This is a genomic window from Acinetobacter sp. 'aerobic (ED)' (assembly GCF_904886855.1).
Lineage (GTDB): Bacteria > Pseudomonadota > Gammaproteobacteria > Pseudomonadales > Moraxellaceae > Acinetobacter > Acinetobacter courvalinii.
This window is the reverse complement of record NZ_CAJHGI010000006.1, coordinates 203,613-224,001: the sequence shown is the minus strand read 5'-3', so window position 1 is coordinate 224,001 and position 20,389 is coordinate 203,613. Positions and strand designations below refer to the sequence as shown.

16 protein-coding genes are annotated in these 20,389 nt (G+C 43.0%); 13 read left to right on the top strand and 3 right to left on the bottom strand.

Annotated elements, in window-relative coordinates; translation table 11 throughout:
• Positions 1–29: 29 nt before the first annotated feature.
• From JO943_RS13820 to dhbA, 7 genes are all read left to right on the top strand, one after another.
• Entirely contained in the window at positions 30–1,181 is a 1,152-nt protein-coding gene (locus JO943_RS13820; RefSeq protein ID WP_202741101.1) for a histidine decarboxylase, read from the top strand.
• A 243-nt stretch (positions 1,182–1,424) separates the two neighbouring features.
• Positions 1,425–3,035 (top strand): ATP-binding cassette domain-containing protein, encoded by a 1,611-nt coding sequence (locus JO943_RS13815; RefSeq protein WP_202741100.1) that lies wholly within the window; start codon positions 1,425–1,427, stop codon positions 3,033–3,035.
• Positions 3,032–4,615, top strand: a complete 1,584-nt coding sequence (locus tag JO943_RS13810; RefSeq protein ID WP_202741099.1) for an ABC transporter ATP-binding protein — start codon at positions 3,032–3,034, stop codon at positions 4,613–4,615. The genes JO943_RS13815 and JO943_RS13810 overlap by 4 nt, the downstream gene beginning before the upstream one ends.
• A 65-nt stretch (positions 4,616–4,680) precedes the next feature.
• Positions 4,681–5,415 carry a thioesterase II family protein gene (locus tag JO943_RS13805; RefSeq protein WP_032874065.1) on the top strand — a complete coding sequence of 245 codons (735 nt, stop codon included), beginning with the start codon at positions 4,681–4,683 and terminating at the stop codon, positions 5,413–5,415.
• A gap of 10 nt (positions 5,416–5,425) precedes the next feature.
• Positions 5,426–6,181 carry a 4'-phosphopantetheinyl transferase family protein gene (locus JO943_RS13800; RefSeq protein ID WP_202741122.1) on the top strand — a complete coding sequence of 252 codons (756 nt, stop codon included), beginning with the start codon at positions 5,426–5,428 and terminating at the stop codon, positions 6,179–6,181.
• 124 nt (positions 6,182–6,305) lie between these two features.
• Positions 6,306–7,475: an isochorismate synthase MenF gene (locus JO943_RS13795; protein ID WP_202741098.1), complete on the top strand. Its 1,170-nt coding sequence runs from the start codon at positions 6,306–6,308 to the stop codon at positions 7,473–7,475.
• A 91-nt stretch (positions 7,476–7,566) separates the two neighbouring features.
• Positions 7,567–8,319 carry a 2,3-dihydro-2,3-dihydroxybenzoate dehydrogenase gene (gene dhbA / locus JO943_RS13790; RefSeq protein ID WP_202741097.1) on the top strand — a complete coding sequence of 251 codons (753 nt, stop codon included), beginning with the start codon at positions 7,567–7,569 and terminating at the stop codon, positions 8,317–8,319.
• A 159-nt stretch (positions 8,320–8,478) separates the two neighbouring features.
• Here dhbA and JO943_RS13785 read toward each other — a convergent pair whose 3' ends face one another.
• The gene (locus JO943_RS13785; RefSeq protein ID WP_202741096.1) at positions 8,479–9,645 is read right to left on the bottom strand and encodes a hypothetical protein; all 1,167 of its coding nucleotides are present in this window, start codon (positions 9,643–9,645) and stop codon (positions 8,479–8,481) included.
• A gap of 584 nt (positions 9,646–10,229) precedes the next feature.
• Here JO943_RS13785 and ptsP point away from each other — a divergent pair.
• The 4 genes from ptsP to JO943_RS13765 all read left to right on the top strand — a co-directional run bounded on the left by ptsP (position 10,230) and on the right by JO943_RS13765 (position 17,106).
• Positions 10,230–13,091 carry a phosphoenolpyruvate--protein phosphotransferase gene (ptsP, locus tag JO943_RS13780; protein WP_202741095.1) on the top strand — a complete coding sequence of 954 codons (2,862 nt, stop codon included), beginning with the start codon at positions 10,230–10,232 and terminating at the stop codon, positions 13,089–13,091.
• Positions 13,084–14,034 (top strand): 1-phosphofructokinase, encoded by a 951-nt coding sequence (gene pfkB, locus JO943_RS13775; RefSeq protein ID WP_202741094.1) that lies wholly within the window; start codon positions 13,084–13,086, stop codon positions 14,032–14,034. Before ptsP ends, pfkB begins: the two co-directional genes overlap by 8 nt.
• Positions 14,021–15,733, top strand: a complete 1,713-nt coding sequence (locus JO943_RS13770) for a fructose-specific PTS transporter subunit EIIC (protein ID WP_202741093.1) — start codon at positions 14,021–14,023, stop codon at positions 15,731–15,733. Before pfkB ends, JO943_RS13770 begins: the two co-directional genes overlap by 14 nt.
• Before the next feature lie 224 nt (positions 15,734–15,957).
• On the top strand, positions 15,958–17,106 hold the full coding sequence (locus JO943_RS13765; RefSeq protein WP_202741092.1) for a DUF1624 domain-containing protein: 1,149 nt from the start codon (positions 15,958–15,960) through the stop codon (positions 17,104–17,106).
• 101 nt (positions 17,107–17,207) lie between these two features.
• Here JO943_RS13765 and yghU read toward each other — a convergent pair whose 3' ends face one another.
• Positions 17,208–18,059 (bottom strand): glutathione-dependent disulfide-bond oxidoreductase, encoded by an 852-nt coding sequence (gene yghU / locus JO943_RS13760; RefSeq protein WP_202741091.1) that lies wholly within the window; start codon positions 18,057–18,059, stop codon positions 17,208–17,210.
• A 116-nt stretch (positions 18,060–18,175) separates the two neighbouring features.
• On the bottom strand, positions 18,176–19,090 hold the full coding sequence (locus tag JO943_RS13755; RefSeq protein WP_202741121.1) for a LysR family transcriptional regulator: 915 nt from the start codon (positions 19,088–19,090) through the stop codon (positions 18,176–18,178).
• A gap of 111 nt (positions 19,091–19,201) precedes the next feature.
• Between JO943_RS13755 and JO943_RS13750 the strand changes: the two genes are divergently transcribed.
• Entirely contained in the window at positions 19,202–19,633 is a 432-nt protein-coding gene (locus JO943_RS13750) for a CidA/LrgA family protein (protein WP_202741090.1), read from the top strand.
• 11 nt (positions 19,634–19,644) lie between these two features.
• Positions 19,645–20,334, top strand: coding sequence for an LrgB family protein (locus JO943_RS13745; protein ID WP_005231259.1), 690 nt, complete (start codon positions 19,645–19,647; stop codon positions 20,332–20,334).
• Positions 20,335–20,389: the final 55 nt, after the last annotated feature.

Genomic DNA, 20,389 nt, shown 5'->3' with positions numbered 1-20,389 from the left:
ACATGTTCGTCATATGAACGGAGCAAGAAATGAATTTATCGCCTGCTGATCATGAGAAAATAGAGAAATTCTGGAATTACTGCTTAAAACATCAATACTTCAATCTTGGATATCCTGAATCTGCAGATTTTGATTATTCCGCTTTATTCTGTTTTTTCAAATTCTCTATTAATAATTGTGGTGATTGGAAAGACGTTAGCAATTATGCATTGAATTCTTTTGATTTTGAAAAAGATGTGATGGCCTATTTTGCTGAAATTTTTCAAATTGCTTTTGAGGAAAGCTGGGGATACGTGACCAATGGGGGGACAGAAGGTAATATGTTTGGCTGTTATCTGGCACGTGAGCTATTCCCGAACTCGACACTCTATTACTCAAAAGATACGCATTATTCGGTTGGAAAAATTGCCAAATTATTGCAGATGAAATCCTGCGTGGTTGAATCATTGGAGAATGGTGAAATCGACTATGATGATTTAATTGATAAAATAAAAACCAATAAAGAAACACATCCCATTATTTTTGCAAATATTGGTACCACCATGACCGGCGCAATTGATGACATTACAATGATTCAACAGCGTCTGGAGCAAATCGGAATATTGCGTCGGGATTATTATATTCATGCCGACGCTGCCCTAAGTGGCATGATTTTACCTTTCGTCGATCAACCTCAGGCATTTTCTTTTGCGGATGGGATCGACTCGATCTGTGTGTCTGGCCATAAAATGATTGGTTCACCGATTCCGTGTGGCATTGTTGTGGCCAAACGTCAAAATGTAGAGCGTATATCGGTAGATGTGGACTATATCTCTACACGTGATCAAACCATTAGCGGTTCTCGCAATGGGCATACGGTTCTGTTGATGTGGGCGGCACTACGTAGCCAAACCAATTTACAAAGACGACAGAGAATTCAACATTGTCTCAAAATGGCCCAGTATGCGGTTGATCGCTTTCATGCCGTGGGAATTCCTGCATGGCGCAATCCGAATTCAATCACGGTGGTATTTCCGTGTCCTTCTGAGCATGTCTGGAAAAAGCATTATCTGGCCACTTCAGGAAATATGGCGCATCTAATTACCACGGCACATCATCGAGATACACGTCAGATTGACCACTTAATTGACGACGTTATTTTTGATCTGCAAGGCGCCGCTAAACGTACAGTCGGTTTTTAGTCCTATACAGCAAAATATTTTGGACGAATCCATATTCATTTTTACAGTCTAAAAAAGAATTAAAAATATTTTAACTGGATTATTGGGAATTGATGATGCAATTAAATTTTCTAAAAAAATACTGTTTATCAGTTTTTCTTGTTCATGCTTCTGCAACACCAGCAAGAGCGCCTGTTGCAGGTCAATTGCAGCGTAACTTTATCTTAAGTGCTGCTTTTTCTATGAATATAAAGAGAGTTAAGCATGTCTGATTTAAAGTTATCTGAGCTCATGATTGACTCTTCCTTGGCACCTGCACTCAAGCCAGCATTTCCCAAATTATTGGCCGGAACGCTCGCTGCGGTATGTTCAGGGCTAGCCATGTTAACGGCGCTGTGGGGGATGATTCAGTTGATCGGTTATTTATCGGCGTACTGGGTGATCTTTTCAACGGTTTTCTGGATGATCGGGGCAGCACTGGCCGCATTGGCTTCATGGTTAGTGCATGATGCAGAGGCGGGTTTTTCGGCACGATTACGTCGTCAAATTGCTCATCATTTAATTCGGTTACCGACGACCGCCTTATCAAAGCAGGGCGACCAAAGCCTAAAACGACTGGTTTCAGATGATATCGCAGCCTTACATCATATGGTGGCGCATTTACCGTCGGAAATTGCGATTTTTGCTGTGATCCCTTTAGTTTCTATTGTGTTATTAATGGTCTTGGTGGGCCCGATGGCGCTGTGGGTGTTATTACCGGGTGCAATTGCTTCACTCTATTATTTAATTGTTGTCCCCCATGTATCAAAACGGGATGGCGCTGCCCGTATGCAGGTCATGATGGATATTATTGGCACAGCTGATGATTATGCGCGTGGCATTCGTGATAACCGAATATATGGGCAGCAATCAGGTGCCTTAACGGCCTATACTCAAGCAGCACAAAATTTCACTCAAAATATGGTGTCCTGGGTGAGCAAAGTCGCCACATTAGCTGCTGTTGCCACGGCATTGCTACAAGCGGTTGCAACCTTTGCCATCGCCTATCTGGTTGCCTATCAATACGACAGCATGACCTTGGCTGCAACACTTTTCTTTAGTCTGGCGATCGTAACACCTTCACTACGATTAGGGCATGGTCTTGACTATGTGGCGGCTGGGCGAGCTGCAGCTACTCGTTTATCTGCTTTCTTAAAAGAACCAGTACTTTCATCTGGCAATCTACAACAGATTGAGGAAGAGCTACCACTCGAAATCGTTCATGCAAGCTTTGCAATTGAAAATCAAAAAGTATTGGACCGCTTAAGTTATTCATTTCCAAAAAATTCAATAACTGCCATTACAGGGCCGAGTGGTGTTGGGAAAACGACCTTATTGCGCGCACTTGCTGGATTAGCCGAATTGCAACAAGGTGTCGTTCAATTAGCAAAAACAGATATTTTGCAATTACATGAAAAGTTGAGACATGAAAAGGTGCTGTTTATTCCACAAGGTGGAGATGTATTACCGACCACAGTAAGAGAAAACTTATGCTTATCAGCCGTGAATGCAGATGATGAGCAACTTGAACAGGCGTTACTTAAGGCCCAACTAAAAGTAGATTTAGATGCAGATGCAACTTTACTTTCAGGTGGTGAGAAACAGCGCATAGGAATAGCACGGGCGTTTTTATCCTCAGCGCCTATTGTTTTATTAGATGAGCCCACCAGCGCACTCGATCAGACCAATGCGACAAAAATAATATTGGAATTAAGCCTCTTGGCTAAAAATCACAATAAAACCATCGTTATGGTCACTCATGATCTAGCCTTAGCTGCTTATGCCGACAACAGCTTGGTGCTTAACGGTCCAACTGACTCAGGAAAATCTGTATGAATACTGCTGCTGAATTAAATAAAGATCCGATTTTCTCGATGCTCCCTCGTACAGCCAAACAAAAATTAATGATTGTTGGGTTGGGATGGATCGTTGTGGCAGCAATTGAAGCAATTGCATACACCGTATTGGCCTTTGCAATTGTCAATCAATGGTCGCCAAGCTGGGTGGTGATCAGTGCCATTGCCGCAATATTCGTGACAGTGGTCGTCACTCGTGCTGGCTTTCTCACCGGCGTGCGCTTAGCAGGGGACCTATTTGCTGAGCTAGGCAAAGCTTTGGCGCGTGCCAAGCTGTCCTGGTTTAGCAATGAACAGCGTGCCCAGATCAAGACAATTGCCGGACAGGGGATTCCCGGGTTTATGAGTATTCCGGCTCATCAATTGCAAACCTTTTTACATGCGCCTTTTATGCCTTTGTTTCTGACCATAGGCATGGGCATGCTTGCCGGAGTCGGGGTAACATTCGTCGCTTTAGGCTTGGTTTTATTCTCTTTATTTGCTCAATTCCTGGCACAACGTGCACTCATGCATAGTGATCAAAAGCGTCATACTGCCGATCTAACGGCTGCACAGGCAACGCTGGAACTGGTGGACCATATTGAGCTATTACGCAGCGCAGCCGGTCCTGAAGGTGCGGTCCAAAGGCTGGAACATCGTTGGCAAGAACAAGAAACGACTTTAATCGGTATTAATCGTGCTGCTGCATTTGCAAGTTTTGTGGCAACCCTGGCCAGCGTTTTACCGATTGCCGGGATGGCAACCTATCTACTGATGACGGGTGTCAATCACGCTGCTTTGGTGTTGGCCTTACTCGTCTTAATTGGACGTGCGGCAGCGCCCTTAGCTGAACTTGCTACCGCAGGGCTACATATCAATGATTTGTTTGCTGCACTACGGAACTTTAATCAGATCACACATCCCCCGGAGTTGCCTGAGCCATTACATCCTCAAATTCCTACGGGTCATCATATCGCGGTACAAAACATGAGTTATGCACCCGTACTTGAAAATATATCATTCGACATTGCATTGGGGAGCAGAGTATGGGTGACCGGACCAAGCGGTAGTGGTAAGAGTACTTTACTTGAATTGCTGACCCGCTTTGATGATCCCCAAAGAGGAAAAATTACCTTGGGTGGCATTGCTCTTGATCAAATGAAATATCAAGATCTGGTTGCAAATATCGCTTATGTCACACAAGAACCGATTTTGTTCACGGGAACACTGGCTGAAAATATCCGTTTAGGAAAACCTGATGCAACGGATGATGAAGTCGAAATGGCTGCCAGAACTGCGGTATTAGGCGCAATTCTTGACCGTAGTCCAGAAGGCATTCATCAATCTGTAGGTAAGCAAGGCGCCGTATTGTCGGGAGGCGAACGACAGCGAGTCGCAATTGCGCGAGCATTACTTAAAAATGCACCAATCTTAATACTTGATGAAGCCACTTCTGCCTTGGATGAAGGAACTGAACAGGAAATCGTTACAGCGATACGTACTCTTTCTTCTACGGTTATTTTTGTGACCCATCGTGATTCAGCCATTTGGCAGCCAACTCAAATATTAACTTTAGCCTAAGCTATTTCGTTTATGCAGCGCCCCCTGAGCATTTTGTCATGCTTAGGGCGCTAGGATCATTAAAAATGAATAAACATCAATATCATATGTTTTGTTTGCCGCCAGCAGGGAGTAGCGCGAGTATTTATCATCCATGGAAAAAGCAGATTTCTGACCATATTGCTATTATTCCTATTGAATATTCGGGTCATGGTATAAAAATAAATGAACCATTGATTGATGATCCTGACCTATTGGCGATGCAAATTGCCAATGAAATACAAGCTTACGCAGACACGCCGTTTATTTTGTTTGGACATAGTGTGGGAGGGGGCTTGATCTGGAAGCTGCTCAATCATTTGAGTGAAAAAGACATGCTTGATCAGTTGAAATTAATCGTTATAAGTAGCCGGCCTGAGCATCACCATATTCAGCATATGAGCTACAAACATGAGCTAACTGATGAAAAAATTATTGATGAATTAAAGCGATACAATAATTTCCCTGACGAAATTTTAAATCATCCAGATGCACTCAAGTTTTTTCTCAACATTATCCGTAATGATTTTCATCTGAGTGACCGATTACTCAGCGAGAGCATTCATAAGACTGAGGTTCCGGTTGTTGCATTCTATGGTAAAGAGGACCCGGATATCCCTGAGAAGACAATGATGGACGCATGGCAACAACACACTGAAAACTGGTTGGGTAGTATCGAGTTTGAAGGGGATCATTTCTACTTTCTCAATGCCGAGATCCGAGTCAAAATGCTTGAAAAAATAGCCATGATCATTGAAACATTGCACATACATATTGAATAAAATACAGGCGATGAAGAGCAATAATCCGTTAAATAGCGCATTCAATGCTTGTCTGGATGATCTAAATATTCACTATGAAAAGTTAACGGCTTTGGGAGTAGAGATACATAAAGTCCAGCTCAGTCAAATCAAAGACAGATTTAAACTTGATCATCTATATCGGGAGCTGGATATATTTCTTCCACCGAAGATTGAACATTCACGCTTCATTCGTCAATTTGAATTCCTGGCAGGACGTTTAGCTGCCAAATATGCATTACAAAGCCTCAACTTACAGGATTTTGTTGTCCATCAAGGCCAACAAGGTGAACCACTCTGGCCAGAAGGAGTCATTGGAGGGATTAGCCATGTGCGATCGGAAAAAAAATGTCATGCCATCGCCTATGCTAAAAATCATACCTTTAAAGAAAAAATATTTGGAATCGATATAGAGTCTCAAAAACACGATGTTTTTTTTAATCAAAAAGATGAATTTTATGATGTTTTTTTAAATGGAACTGAACAGCAAGAAATGAAAAGATTGCGGAAAAGTCAGGTATATCTGGATGTGACAATATTCTCCGCGAAAGAAAGTATCCTGAAAGCATTCTATTTAAAATACAAACAAATTGTTGATTTTAAAAGTATAAAATTTAAAGCGCTAGCGGGTGATTTTCTTTATTTTGATGTCATGCAACAGCCTCTAATGCAGAGAAACTTGGAGGTTAAGGTGCATTTTTTCTATATCGATGAAGAGATCATTACAATTTCGAGCCTTGAAAATTAAATTTGTTATTGATAATAATAATCATTTGCATTAATGTGTGTATCAGTATTTTTATACGCCTATATTTAAAAATAAGTACCACAGCATTTACTTGAAAAAAATCAATTTGAGAGGTGATATACAGATGATGCAGACTCAAGTATCAGAACCGCAAAATTTAGATCATGACGGCCAAAACAAATTCTCATGTTTTTCAACCAAGAACTATCATCTCGAGGTGAATGACTTCGTTAAAATGATCAATACACCTGCAGCAGATACCGCACTATTTAATGAAGAGATTGCGCAATGTTTTGCAGAAATTAAAGCGCAAGGACACCAAAATCCGGTTTTAATTGGTGCTCTACCTTTTGATATTACAAAGAAAAGTAGCTTAAATTTTTATGCTGATTATAAAAAAATAACACAGCCATCTTTTACGGATCATGCATTAAAAAATATGAATAATATTGAAGTCATTCATAAATCATTACTGATTCAACGTCAAAAATTTGAAGGGGCAGTACAGTTAGCTCTAGATGCTTTTGAGAAAAAACAGGTAGAAAAAGTTGTACTTTCCCAGGCGGTTGAATACGAATTTAATCATCGGCAACAACCACAAAACCTATTGGCTGCCTTATTAAAACAAAATCCAAATGCCTATAATTTTGTGATTCCGGTCGAACATCATAATTATATTCTAGGTGCAAGTCCTGAACTGCTTTTATCAAAACAGGGACGTCTTGTAATGAGTAATCCATTGGCTGGTTCTCGACCTAAATCCCGGATTTCTGAAAAAAATCGAGTCAGCCAACAAGAGCTCCATCACTCGGAAAAAGATCAGAATGAGCATCGGATTGTAGTCGAAAATATTATAAAAAATCTGGCCACATATTGTGTCGAGCTTAAAGTCTCTGAATTTCCAGATATTTTAGAAACATCAACAATGCTGCATTTATCCTCAGAATTCCAGGGCGTACTCAAACAGCGGGCACCAGATGCATTAAATCTGGCATTGGAATTACATCCAACGCCAGCAGTCTGTGGCGCACCGACTGATGTTGCCAAGCAATTTATTTTAGATCATGAAGGTTATGACCGACAGTATTATACGGGGTTAGTCGGTTGGATGGATGCTGAAGGCAATGGGGAATGGGTAGTGACCATTCGATGTGGCTTACTCAGTGAAAACAAGATGCGCTTGTATGCAGGTGCCGGCATTGTAGCGGGATCAGATGCTGAATCTGAATGGCTGGAAACGGAAGCTAAAATGCAGACCATGTTAAATATTTTTAATTCAAGCAGCGTTGTTTGAGGATGAGTTTTGCTCAGGCCTTGCCAGACAGCGTGCATCTCTGGGCTGATCATTAAAAGCTGGATATAAAATTTATAATGAGAATTGAATTGTGAATACGACTGAGAAAAAAATTGCATGGGTTGTTGGCGTCAACCAGGGTATTGGACTGGAGGTCATGCAGCGTCTATGTGCTGAAAATATACAGGTGGTCGGTATAGATAAAGCAAACGATCAAGTTCCTGAGCCGTTTAAGGAGATGATCCAGATATGTGACATACGCGATGAACAGCAAATTTCTAATCTCTGTCGTAGATTGTTAATCAACAGTCCTCCTGATTATTTTATCCATGTTGCGGGAGTCTTACATTTGGGGCAGCATGATGAAATGACATTTGCCCAATGGAGAGAAACATTTGAAGTCAATCTATTTTCTCCCTTTCATTTTTTTCACTATTTAAGTCCATATTTTAAAAAGAAAATGAGTGGAAATATTGTGATGATTTCTTCTAATGCTACCAAAGTACCCCGCATGGGTATGTCTGCATATGGTGCATCTAAATCTGCGCTCACCTATTTCAGCAAAACAGTGGCGCTGGAACTGGCTCAATATGGTATACGCGTCAATATTGTCTCGCCAGGTTCAACAGCGACGGCGATGCAATATCAGTTATGGACCAATCCAGAGGGTGAAAAAAATACAATTACAGGGAATCTTGAGCAGTTTAAGGTGGGAATACCGCTAAAGAAAATTGCGAAAGTAGACGATATCGCCAATGCGGTCATGTTTTTCATCAGTGACCAATCTTCCCATATTACCATGCATGATTTAGTGATTGATGGTGGTGCAACCTTGGGGAGTTGAATACTTGGCGAGTTAAGCCCACTGAGTGATTATTGATGGATGTCACACTCTCAAAAGTTGAGCTTAAGTCAGTAAAGATGAGTCACAAATACATCGCTGTATTTGGGGAACAAGCGCAATCAAACCAGATTGCGCTTGTTCCATTATGTCTAGGACAAATTAAAAGTGGTACTGGAACATGACATTCACGAGTTTATTCCATTTACCATCATCTCCCTGTGCGAGTGAACTGCTGTTTCCGCCAACAAAGGGATCATTTTTACTCATCACATATTCTGTATTTAAAGACATATTTTTGTATCCCCAAGTGACACCTAGAATATTTCTTTGAGAGTCATTAAAGTTTTGTTCCTGTTTATGAAAACCACTGAATACCAGATAAGGAGTTACATTGAGCGACTCCATCACGTCTTTAAATACATAGCTGGTGTCTAGCGTATAGAAATAACCTTTGTTGGCAATGTCATATTCGCTATCAAATGAGCCAAAAGTTGACTGATCAGGGCTTAAGGCATCCTTATTGCGAATCGACTGTTTGCCGCCCGTCAGCACAACATTCAGGTTTTTATAATGAATGCGATTAAACAATGCCCAGGTATTTCTCGAACCATCAGCCCCATTCTTGTTATTTTCAATGTCTGAGTACCAATAACTTCCACCTACCGATACATTGAGATCATCACGGCTTAAAAGCGTCTGATCCACTCGCGCCATCCACATATTTTTTTCGTTTAAATTGGTTTTTAATGGATCAGAAGAGTGAACTACATTGGCTGTGTAACGGGCTGAATCCTGACTTGCGCCATGATAGTTGCCTCCATCGCTGGCAAAATAAGCCAGATCGATTTTGGTTAAGGAAGGCAGTTCAGTGTGATAATTTATCCCTAAGTTGGTCGCATCCTGCAGTCCCATGGTATTGTTAAGCCCTGCATAAAAACTACTATCCCAAAATCTTCCCGGACCAAAAGGAATTGGTTGCAGGCCCAATGTAATGTTATCCGTGGCATTTAAACGATAGCCCGCATAACCATACACCAAGGTTGAAAAGTCACATAAACGATCATATTGATAACAACGATATTCCAGCTTTCCAAACCAGTCCGAGCGCTCATAATCTAAACGTAAAATGGCAGCATCGAACTTAATCTTTTGATCGGAAGCTGGCTCGCCATAGTGTTTATCTTGATAGTTAGCGCGTAAGGTTCCTGAAACGGTTAAGGCGCCCAATTGATTTTGCGCATCACCCAATGTAATGCCAGCAGTGGCTGGTAAAGAAATTGCGAAGAGTAAAAAGCTTAAAGCAGATTGTGCGTAGATTTTTTCCAAAATATTATCCGTATTTATTCAATAAGTTAATTAATTTTCTATAAAAGAAAATACATGTTGAAAGGTCTCAAGGCATTTTATGGTAATTGTTCATAACCAAATGGTCTAGTTTTTGTAGGGAATTCTTGGCTGCAGAAAGGCGGTTTTAAGCCTAAAAAATATTGGGATTCGATGAAAATTTGGTCAGTTGGCCAGTGTAGAATTTTAATCTTTTAAGCCTAATTTTATATGGTCGGATACAGATTGTGGCTTTGTGAATGTGTTGATGAAGAACTGACCTATATAAGCCTGAACTGGCATTTGTGAGGGCAGTGGATTGAGCGCCTTTCTTTTTCATTCTATGAAGCTTGAGCGAAACTTTATGATTCAAGTGCTCGACTCTTTGTCACAAACTGGAAGCCAAATCAAGACTGGTCTAAAAAATATTCTGTGAGTGATTTTATTTTTCATAAGATTTGTGACTGTTAAAACGAGAACTCGACACCTTATTGTAGAATGGAGTCAAATTGGATGAACTTTTTTTATATTTCCTTCATTCATACTTAACGAACAATAACGGTTTCAACTTTTTTGAAGGACACTTTATGTTTGTACTTGAGCCAAAGCATGTACATATGAATCTACGTGCCAAGGATAAGGCAACAGCACTGCAATGTTTAGTTAATATTCTGGTTGAAGATCAGTTAACGACAGCAGAGTATTTGACGGGTTTACAGGATCGTGAAGCGCAGGGTGCCACTTATCTGGGACAGGGCATCGCTATTCCACATGGTACACCTCAGTCACGTGAATTTATCAAACAGACCGGGATCCGGCTTGCGCATTTCCCGGAAGGCGTGGTGTGGGACGGGGAACATAAAATTTATCTGGCTGTGGTCATTGCTGCCAAATCAGATGAGCATTTACAGGTTCTGCAAATCCTGACCCGCGCTTTAAATCACGATGTCAGTGTTCAGGTACAAACGGCAACCACGGCTGAGCAAATTATCGATATTTTGCAGGTACGCCCGGATACGTTGGTTATCCATGAAAATTTAATCCAGACCCAGACCCATGTTGAAGATATTGATGATTTTTTCTGGGCCGCAGCAAAATTATTAAAACAGCAAAAACTGGTGGAAGCGGGTTTCCTGAGCCAGTTAGACCCTAAAAACCTGATTCAGATTCAGGATGCCATCTGGACCATTTCAGGGAAAAATTACGTTGCAGAAGCCGCCGTCAGTATTGTTCAAGCAGAGCAGGTTCTGAATTTCGCGCAAGGACAAATCAAAACCTTAATCTGCATTGCCCAGCATGAGCAACTTGATACGGTACAGTTGAATCATTTAATTGATCTTCTATTTCAGTCAAATATTCAACAGCAACTTCAGTCCGAGCAAAGTCGCCATGAAATCGCCAAGTTGATTGGTGCAGAAATTATTCCGGACTGGCCTTATCAGCCGGTAGTACTTGCCAATAAGCATGGCTTACATGCCCGTCCTGCTACGCAACTGGTCAATATCAGTAAAACATTTAAAGGCGACATTCAGGTTGCGGTGGATGGCGGCCCCTATGTTTCTGCGAAAAGTCTGACCAAATTACTGGCTTTGGGGTGTCAATATGGCCAGACCCTGACCTTTATTGCTGAACCTAATACCGATGCCGTAGAAGGTCTCACGGCAATTGTTCAGGCGGTTAAAAATGGTTTGGGTGAAGAGGTTGAACCACTTGACCAATCTGAAACCGCTTCAATTGTTCAAGCAGAAACAGCGTGGGAAGAAATTGTTGATACTGATTTACCGGCTCAGGGAACAGCTGCATCTTCAGGGCTTGCTTTTGGCCCAGCCCATGTGATCAAACCGAAAAAATTTCAATATGAACGTTTTGGGCGCAACCTTAAAGCAGAAAAAGAAAAACTGGAAATCGCACTGTATAGCGTAAAAAACACGATTCACCAGCTCATCCTGAAAACCGAGATTGACGAGATTAAACAAATTTTTCAGGCACATCTGGAAATGCTGGACGACCCCGACCTGATTCAGCAGGTGCATCAGGGTTTAAATCAGAATTTAACTGCAGCTGCAGCATGGCATGACTATATTGAACAGGCTGCACAAACTCAGGCAGCGTTGAATGATCCACTGCTGGCAGAGCGCGCAGCGGATTTACGCGATATTGGCGACAAGGTTTTAAGTGTGTTGTGTGATGAGGTGATGCCGCTTGAACCCGAGCAAGCTTATATTCTGGTCATGCATGATCTTGGGCCTGGGGATGTGGCGCGTTTAGACAAAGACCGCGTAGCAGGAATTTTAACAGCTGTGGGTGGAGCATCGGCACATAGTGCGATTGTGGCACGCGCATTAGGCATACCTGCCGTGGTGGGTGCCGGTGAGCAGATTCTAAAGATTGAGACACAAACCACCGTGCTGATTAATGGTGACACGGGCGCAATTGATATTGATCCAGCAGCTGAGCAGATTGAGCAAGCGATTCGTGAGCGTGAGCAGCAAAAACAGCGACGTCAGCAAGCGGAACGCCATTGTCAGGAAGCAGCGATCACGATAGATCAGCATCAGGTTGAGATTGCAGCCAATATTGGCAAGATTCTGGATACCGCAAAGGCGGTTGATCATGGGGCGGAGGCGATTGGTTTATTGCGGACCGAGCTGGTGTTTATGGCACATCGTCAGGCGCCCAATGAAATTACCCAGGAAAAAGAATATCGTCATGTGCTGGATACCCTTGCAGGACGTCCACTGGTGGTACGGACACTGGATGTCGGTGGTGATAAGCCGTTACCTTATTTGCCGATTGCTACCGAAGAAAATCCGTTTCTCGGTTTACGCGGAATCCGCCTGACCTTGAGAAAGCCGCAACTCTTACGACAGCAGCTCATAGCCTTGGTCAAAGCAGCAGATGGACGTCCTTTACGGATTATGTTTCCGATGGTGGGGCGAATCGAAGAATGGCGTGCAGCTCGACATATTCTGGATGAGGTGCTGGCAGAATATCCATGTGAAAACCTGCAAGTGGGAATCATGATTGAAGTCCCTTCAGCTGCCTTGCTCGCACCATTACTGGCCAAGGAAGTGGATTTCTTTAGTATCGGTACCAATGATTTAACTCAATATACCTTGGCGATTGACCGTGGACATCCCGTATTGTCTGCCGAAGCGGATGGATTACACCCAAGTATTTTATTATTGATTGATCAAGCCGTCCGGGCAGCACATGCCCACCAGAAGTGGGTCGGAGTGTGTGGTGAACTGGCAGCCGATCCGAAGGCTGTCCCGGTTTTATTAGGCTTGGGGGTGGATGAACTGAGTATGTCTTCAGCCAGCATTCCTTTGGTCAAAGCACAAATTCGGACTTTGAATTATGCAGATTGCCAGCAGCTTGCTCAACGCGCTTTACAGTGTGAAAGTGCCACAGCAGTCCGTGATTTGGTGGAGTTGACGCATGGCTAAAATATTAACCATTACTTTAAATCCTGCGATTGATGTCACCCTTGAACTGGATGAATTGCGAGTGGGTGAGGTCAACCGCCAGCAGCAGGTGCAATCTCATGCAGCGGGTAAGGGTCTCAATGTTGCACAGGTGTTGCATGATCTTGGACATGAGCTGATTGTGTCAGGCTTTTTGGGGAAACAAAATCGGGCCTTGTTTGACCAGCATTTTCAGGCGATGCAGTTTGATAATCAATTTGTTTATGTTGAGGGTGAAACCCGCCAGAATATTAAGATTGCTGAACAGTCTGGACGAATGACCGATATTAATGCCAAGGGCTTTCGGGTGTCTGAGCATGATAAACAGGCGTTTTTTGCGCGTATTCAGGCTTGCTCGCAACACGTCGATTATGTGGTGATTGCTGGCAGTCTGGCTCAGGGTTTTAGCATAGATGATTTTAAGTACCTGATCTCGATCTTGCACAAACAGCACAAGCATGTTGCGATTGATAGCAGTGGGCAGGCCTTGGTGGCTGCGATTGAAATGAATCCGTGGATGATCAAACCCAATACCGATGAATTACAGGAAAGTTTTGGCGAAGTGGCTGAAAATTTTTCCCAACAGCTCGCCTTGTTCCGGCGCTTAGATTGTCAGATTGAACATATTGTCATTTCGATGGGAGAAGCCGGTGTCAACTGGATCAATCCGGCACTGGCCTTGCATGCCAGTCCGCCTCAAGTCACTGTAAAAAGTACCGTCGGTGCAGGTGATTCATTACTGGCAGGCATGGTGCATGGCCTAGTGAGTAACATGACAGCTGAGCAAACCCTCAAAACGGCTACCGCCATTGCCAGTCATGCAGTGACGCAAGTCGGCTTTCGTGTGCCTGAAGCTCAGCGACTGGAAGCGCTAAAACAACAAACCATAATCAACACTTTGGATAAGTCTGATGCAAACAATTAAATCTGTTTTATTTGTGATCAATTCGCAACAGTATGTCAATGCGTTGATTCTGGCAAAAAAACTGTCTCAGCTTGCACAGCAGCAAGGCTATGACAGCGCGATCATTGCTGTTCAGGATCAACTTCCTGAACAAGATTTTGATACGGCTGTTTTTATTGGCCAAGCACCCTCACAACTTGAGGCTTTTAATGACTATGCGGTTGCCACCATTTCATTGCAGCAAGCGATGGATAATGTCGAGCAGTCTTTACAGGATGCTTTAAGCAAGACCACGACAGTTGCGCAATTGGCAACACAGCCAAATGCTCAGCCTCAGGCACAGAATTTTGTTGCGGTGACGGCCTGTCCAACAGGTGTGGCACATACCTTTATGGCGGCAGAAGCATTACAACAGGGCGCAGCTAAATTGGGCTATCGCATTCAGGTCGAAACACAAGGTTCGGTTGGTGCTAAAAATATCCTGACGGATGAAGCCATTGCTGCTGCGGATATTGTGATTCTTGCTACCGATATTGAAGTCAATACCGACCGCTTTGTGGGAAAACGCGTATATCGTTGCGGTACAGGCTTTGCATTGAAGCAAACTGACAAGGCATTTGCGGAAGCAATCACAGAAGCCAAGCTTTTAGAATCCTCTAAACAAAACAGCCAAAAGACCAATCCAGAGGCTAATAAGGAAAAAACAGGTGTCTATAAACACCTGTTAACTGGCGTATCCTTTATGTTGCCGATGGTGGTCGCGGGCGGTTTGCTTATCGCGCTATCCCTGTGTTTTGGACTGAATGCCGCAGAGCAGGCGGGAAGTCTGGCTGCTGTGTTAAAGCAGATTGGTGCGGCTGCTTTTAGCCTGATGGTGCCGATGCTTGCCGGATATATTGCTTATTCGATTGCGGATCGTCCGGGTCTGGCACCTGGTCTGGTCGGTGGCCTCATCGCAACGCAATTAAATGCGGGCTTTTTAGGTGGGATCGTCGCTGGCTTTTTAGCTGGCTATATTGCCTTATTTCTGGCCAAAAAAATCAAGCTTCCAACCAGTCTGGAAGCCTTAAAGCCGATTTTAATTGTGCCCTTATTGGGAACATTATCGGTCGGTCTGATCATGTTTTATGTGGTGGGACATCCGGTCGCGCAAATTTTTGAGATGATGAAGGATTTTCTCAACAATATGGGCACCACCAATGCCGTGCTGATGGGGATTGTGCTGGCTTCGATGATGTGTATTGATTTAGGCGGACCGATTAATAAAGCCGCCTATGCCTTTACTGTGGGTTTATTGACCACCAATACCTATATGCCGATGGCCGCGACCATGGCTGGCGGAATGGTGCCAGCGATTGGGATGGCGATTGCAACCCTATTGGCAAAGCAAAAGTTTAACCAGAGTGAGCGAGATGCGGGTAAGGCTGCATTTGTGTTGGGCCTGTGCTTTATTTCCGAAGGGGCGATTCCCTTTGCAGCCAAAGATCCGATTCGGGTCATTCCAGCCTGTATTGCAGGTGGAGCAGTCACAGGTGCCTTGGTGGCATTATTCCATTGTGAACTGGTGACACCGCATGGTGGGATTTTTGTATTACTGATTCCAAATGCGATTAGTCATGCCTGGCTTTATCTGGCAGCCATTGCAATTGGCAGCGGTATTACCGGTGTAATTTATGCGCTATTAAAACGCCGTGAAGTGGTTGAGGTGCAGGCTGCCTAGGCTTTGCTTCCTATCTATTAAAGTATATAAGGCAGATCATTGGTCACAATGATCTACCTTTTTTATTTGTCATTACCTCTAGATTCCATCAATCAATGCATCGAAAATCACAGCGAATTTTTGTGTTAATTCAATGAATTTTATCTTTTATTTGCCAGCCGTTATTTCATTCAATCACCAATTATTGTTATGATATAACATAACTTTAATTTATTTATGATTTTATGTCTGATTTATCTCAACGTTTACAAGCGATTGATGCACTAAGAGGGTTAGTGATTCTGATCATGATGGTTGATCATGTACGGGAAACCTTTTATCTGCATCATCAAGTCCCAGATCCGATGGTGATTTCTGAAACAGAAGGATCACTGTTTTTTAGCCGGGTTTTAGCCCATCTTTGTGCGCCAGTTTTTGTGGTGCTCACCGGTTTATCTGCTTATCTCTATCAGGTCAAGCACAATAGTATTGCGATGACGCGCGAATTTTTATTGAAGCGTGGTTTATTTTTAATTGGACTTGAGCTGCTGATTGTCAATTTCGCATGGACAGGCCAGTTCCCACCTGATGTGATTTATTTACAAGTCATTTGGGCAATTGGTTTTAGTATGATTGCCTTGGCGTTATTGGTTGGCTTGCCGCAAAAATTGTTGTGGGGCATCAGTTTGCTGATCATCTTTGGGCATAATTTAATGGACAATATTTCATTCGCACAAGGTTCTGTCATGAATGGGATATGGTTGGTCTTACATGAACGGGGCTGGATCAATTTTGGAGATGTGCTACGGGTCAGAACATCGTATCCCCTGTTGCCCTGGATTGGCGTGATTACTTTAGGTTATTGTCTTGGCCATGTTGTTTTTGGCAAACCGAAGACGACTCAGCAAAAGAATCGTATGCTCTTCACTTTTGGGTTGATAGGCATTGCTTTATTTTTCGTGTTAAGGGTGCTTAACATTTATGGTGACCAAGCTTGGGAAATGATGCCAACGTGGAGTGAAACATTGATGAGTTTCCTGAACCTGACCAAATATCCACCTTCATTATTTTTCATTTTATGGAATGTGGGTATCGGGCTTATTATTCTGGTCTTATTACAGATGATTGAAACCAAAAACTGGGTCAAGCCTTTAATCATCTTTGGCTCTGTGCCTATGTTCTTCTACATCGTGCATTTATTTGTGCTTAAAGCCTTATATATCATTGCTGTAGGTATTTGGGGACATAATTATGGAGATTATTATGGCGTGGATCACATGGTGACAGTGTGGGGGATTGCTGTGATTTTAAGCATCGTTTTATATCCGGCGATGCTGAAATTCTCTTCCTTTAAACATCGTAATAAGCATATTCCGTTGCTTAAATATTTTTAATTTATTGAAAATAGAGTTGCTTTCTCATATTCAGGTTGAATGAGACCGACTATTTAAAGATTCAGAAAAACCTCTTGTCTAAGCCAAGAGGTTTTTTACTCTCATTGCAACTTATCTTGGGTTTTGGTCCCAAAGTCACTGGCATCATGTCGCTCATGCAGTTGACTAGCTAAATCGCCAAAAGTACGATTCACCATACGACCACGTTGTACCGCAGGACGCGCGAGAATGGTATCGGCCCAACGTTGCACATGTTTATACTGATCGACGCTTAAAAACTCATCTGCATTATAAACCCAGCCTTTTACAACGCTGCCATACCACGGAAAAGCCGCAATATCGGCAATGCTATATTCCTGACCTGCGAGGTATTCGTGCTTTGCTAAATGCTGGTCTAATACGTCCAGTAAACGTTTGGTTTCCATCGCAAAACGGTTAATCGCATATTCAATTTTTACTGGCGCATAGGCATAAAAATGTCCTAAACCACCACCAATATAAGGTGCGCTGCCCATTTGCCAGAATAACCAGTTCAAACATTCGGTGCGTGCAGCAATGTCAGTGGGAATAAAGGCTTTAAATTTTTCAGCCAGATACAGCAAGATTGAACCTGATTCAAATACCCTGAGTGGTGGATTTTGACTATGATCCACCAAGGCGGGAATTTTAGAATTTGGGTTAATTTCAACAAAGCCGCTACCGAATTGCTGGCCTTCACCAATTTTGATTAACCATGCGTCGTATTCAGCCCCGACATGTCCAAGCGCGAGTAATTCTTCCAGCAGAATCGTGACTTTTTGTCCGTTCGGAGTGGCAAGTGAATATAACTGTAATGGGTGCTTTCCGACCGGAAGCTTGTGTTCATAGCGACTCCCTGAGGTGGGCTGGTTTAGATCGGTTTTGTCTCCAGTCCATTGCCAGACTTGCGGCGGAATGTAATCTGAATCCTTCATTTTTATTGGCCATATGCTGAATTGATGAATTCAGTGTAGGTGAGCCAGCGCAGGATTGAGTGGGTTTTTTGTGGCAAAACTTTAACCGTTTTTGAATAAACAAGACTGAAGCCTGATTAATCAGATTTTGATTGCATGATCTGAAAGTGTTGATCAATCACATGCAGCCAGGCCTGCACCGCAGGAGAGACGGGCAGATTCTTTTTCCATGCCATAGCCAGATGCCACTGAATATTTGGCTTTTCGAGCGGAATGGCGGCAAACAAATCGGGATCGAGCATGTCGGTATAATATTGCGGTAAAAGGGCAATGCCCATACGTTGCAGCACCATATCTGCCAGCAGATTCCATTGACTGGTTCGGCAGGCAATGCTTGGGTAGAAACCATGCTGTTCACAGGCATCCAGAATAATACGATTCAGCGAGAAGTTTTCAGGAAACATCAAAAAGGATTGATGTTGTAATTCTTCTAGGTGTATTTTCTTGCGGGTTGCCCAGCTCGCATCGCGCCGTAACAATACCATCACCGGGTAATTACACAACTCGATACTGTTAAAAATCTGCTGGTCAAAAGGATGCAGCAATACGCCCACATCCAGTTCATTATTCAGTAATGCTTGTTCAATTCCTTTGGAACCAACCTCAAGAAAGGCAAGCTCGATCTCTGGCCATTGTTGATGATAATCAAACAGGGCGGTGGTCAGCAGTTGCGAGCCTAAAGGCGGAACTCCCAACTTTAAGGTACCTGTTTTTAGTTGCTGATAATTTTCGATTTCCAGAAAAATATTTTGTTCTGCTTGAAGAAGTTCGAGTGCATGTTGATAGATGCGCTGGCCAATTTCCGTCAGTTCAACCTGTCTTTTTCTGCCGTGTTCAGGTTTGACCAAGAGCTGAACCTGCAGTTGTTCTTCCAACTGCTGCAAGATTTTACTGATGGTCGGTTGAGTCAGATAGAGCTGTTCTGCGGTACGGGTAAAACTTTTGGTTTTGACCAGCGTGACAAAGCATTGTAGTGATTTAAAGGAAAGCATAATTAAGGTAATATTATTCCATTTAGGCATAATATTAACATGAATAATTCATATTATCCGAATAGCACTGGGCTAGCATAATGAGGTAGTTCACCAATTTATTTGCTTGTCATGAGTACTGAATCCACTTCTGCAACGTTTTCTCCCAACAACTTGTTCACATTGCTCAAACAGATTTTAATTCTGGCTGCTTTTTGGGGCGCAGGCTATGTTCTGCATCAACAACTCGGTGTCCCAGTCTCCGCAGGGATTCTGGGTATGTTGTTATTGCTGATCTGTCTGTTTCTAAAACTGATTAAAATAGAGCAGGTGGCCATGGGGGCTACGGTGGTTTTAGGCGAGTTATTGCTGTTTTTTGTACCTGTGGTTGTTGCCGTAGTCCAGTACAAAACCTTATTTATGACTGAAGGCTGGCAGATTGTCCTGAGTATTGCCTTAGGCACAATTCTGGTGATGTTGAGTACCTGTCTCACCATTCATTACTACAACCGTCTCAAAAGCTATCTGCAAACACGTAAACCTTTCCAGCATAAGCATATCTAAAGGCATTTCATATGAATATCTGGTCAATCCTCTGTCTGATCTGGACCTTGGTCGCCTATGTGGTTGCAAAACGTCTCTATCAGAAACATCCCAAATTGTGGTTTTCTCCCGCGATTAGTGTGCCGGTGCTCACGATTGTATTGATGGCGATTTTTGGCATTTCCTATCAGACCTATGCCCAAGATACCCAATGGATCGTCAATTTGCTTGGACCAGCAACAGTCGCCTTTGCTGTGCCTATTTACCGTTATCGCGATACCATCCGTAAAAATCTGGGGGTGTTATCCATCGCGATCATTGTCGGCATGAGTGTGGGGGTAATGTCGGCTTATGAGATGGCACAACTGTTTCATTTCAGTCCCGAAGTCACCAACAGTTTGATGGCCCGTTCAATTTCAACACCTTTTGCGATGATTCTCGCTGAAGATATTCATGGTTCGGCTGCACTGGTGTCGCTATTTACCGTAATTACCGGCTTGGTCGGGATGATTTGTGGTGATGCCATTTTAGCATTCACCAAAATTCGCTCTGCTGTGGCCAATGGTGCCGCATTCGGTAATGCAGCTCATGGTTTTGGTACAGCCCGGGCGCAGCAACGTAATAATGAGGAAGGGGTGATTGCCAGTTTAACCATGGTGATTGCGGGTATCCTGATGGTATTGGTTGGGCCGTTTGCCATTCACCTATGGTTATTAATTTAAGTCTTGAATTGACTGTTACATAAGAAAATAAGGTGTGAGTCAAAGCTGATTGTTA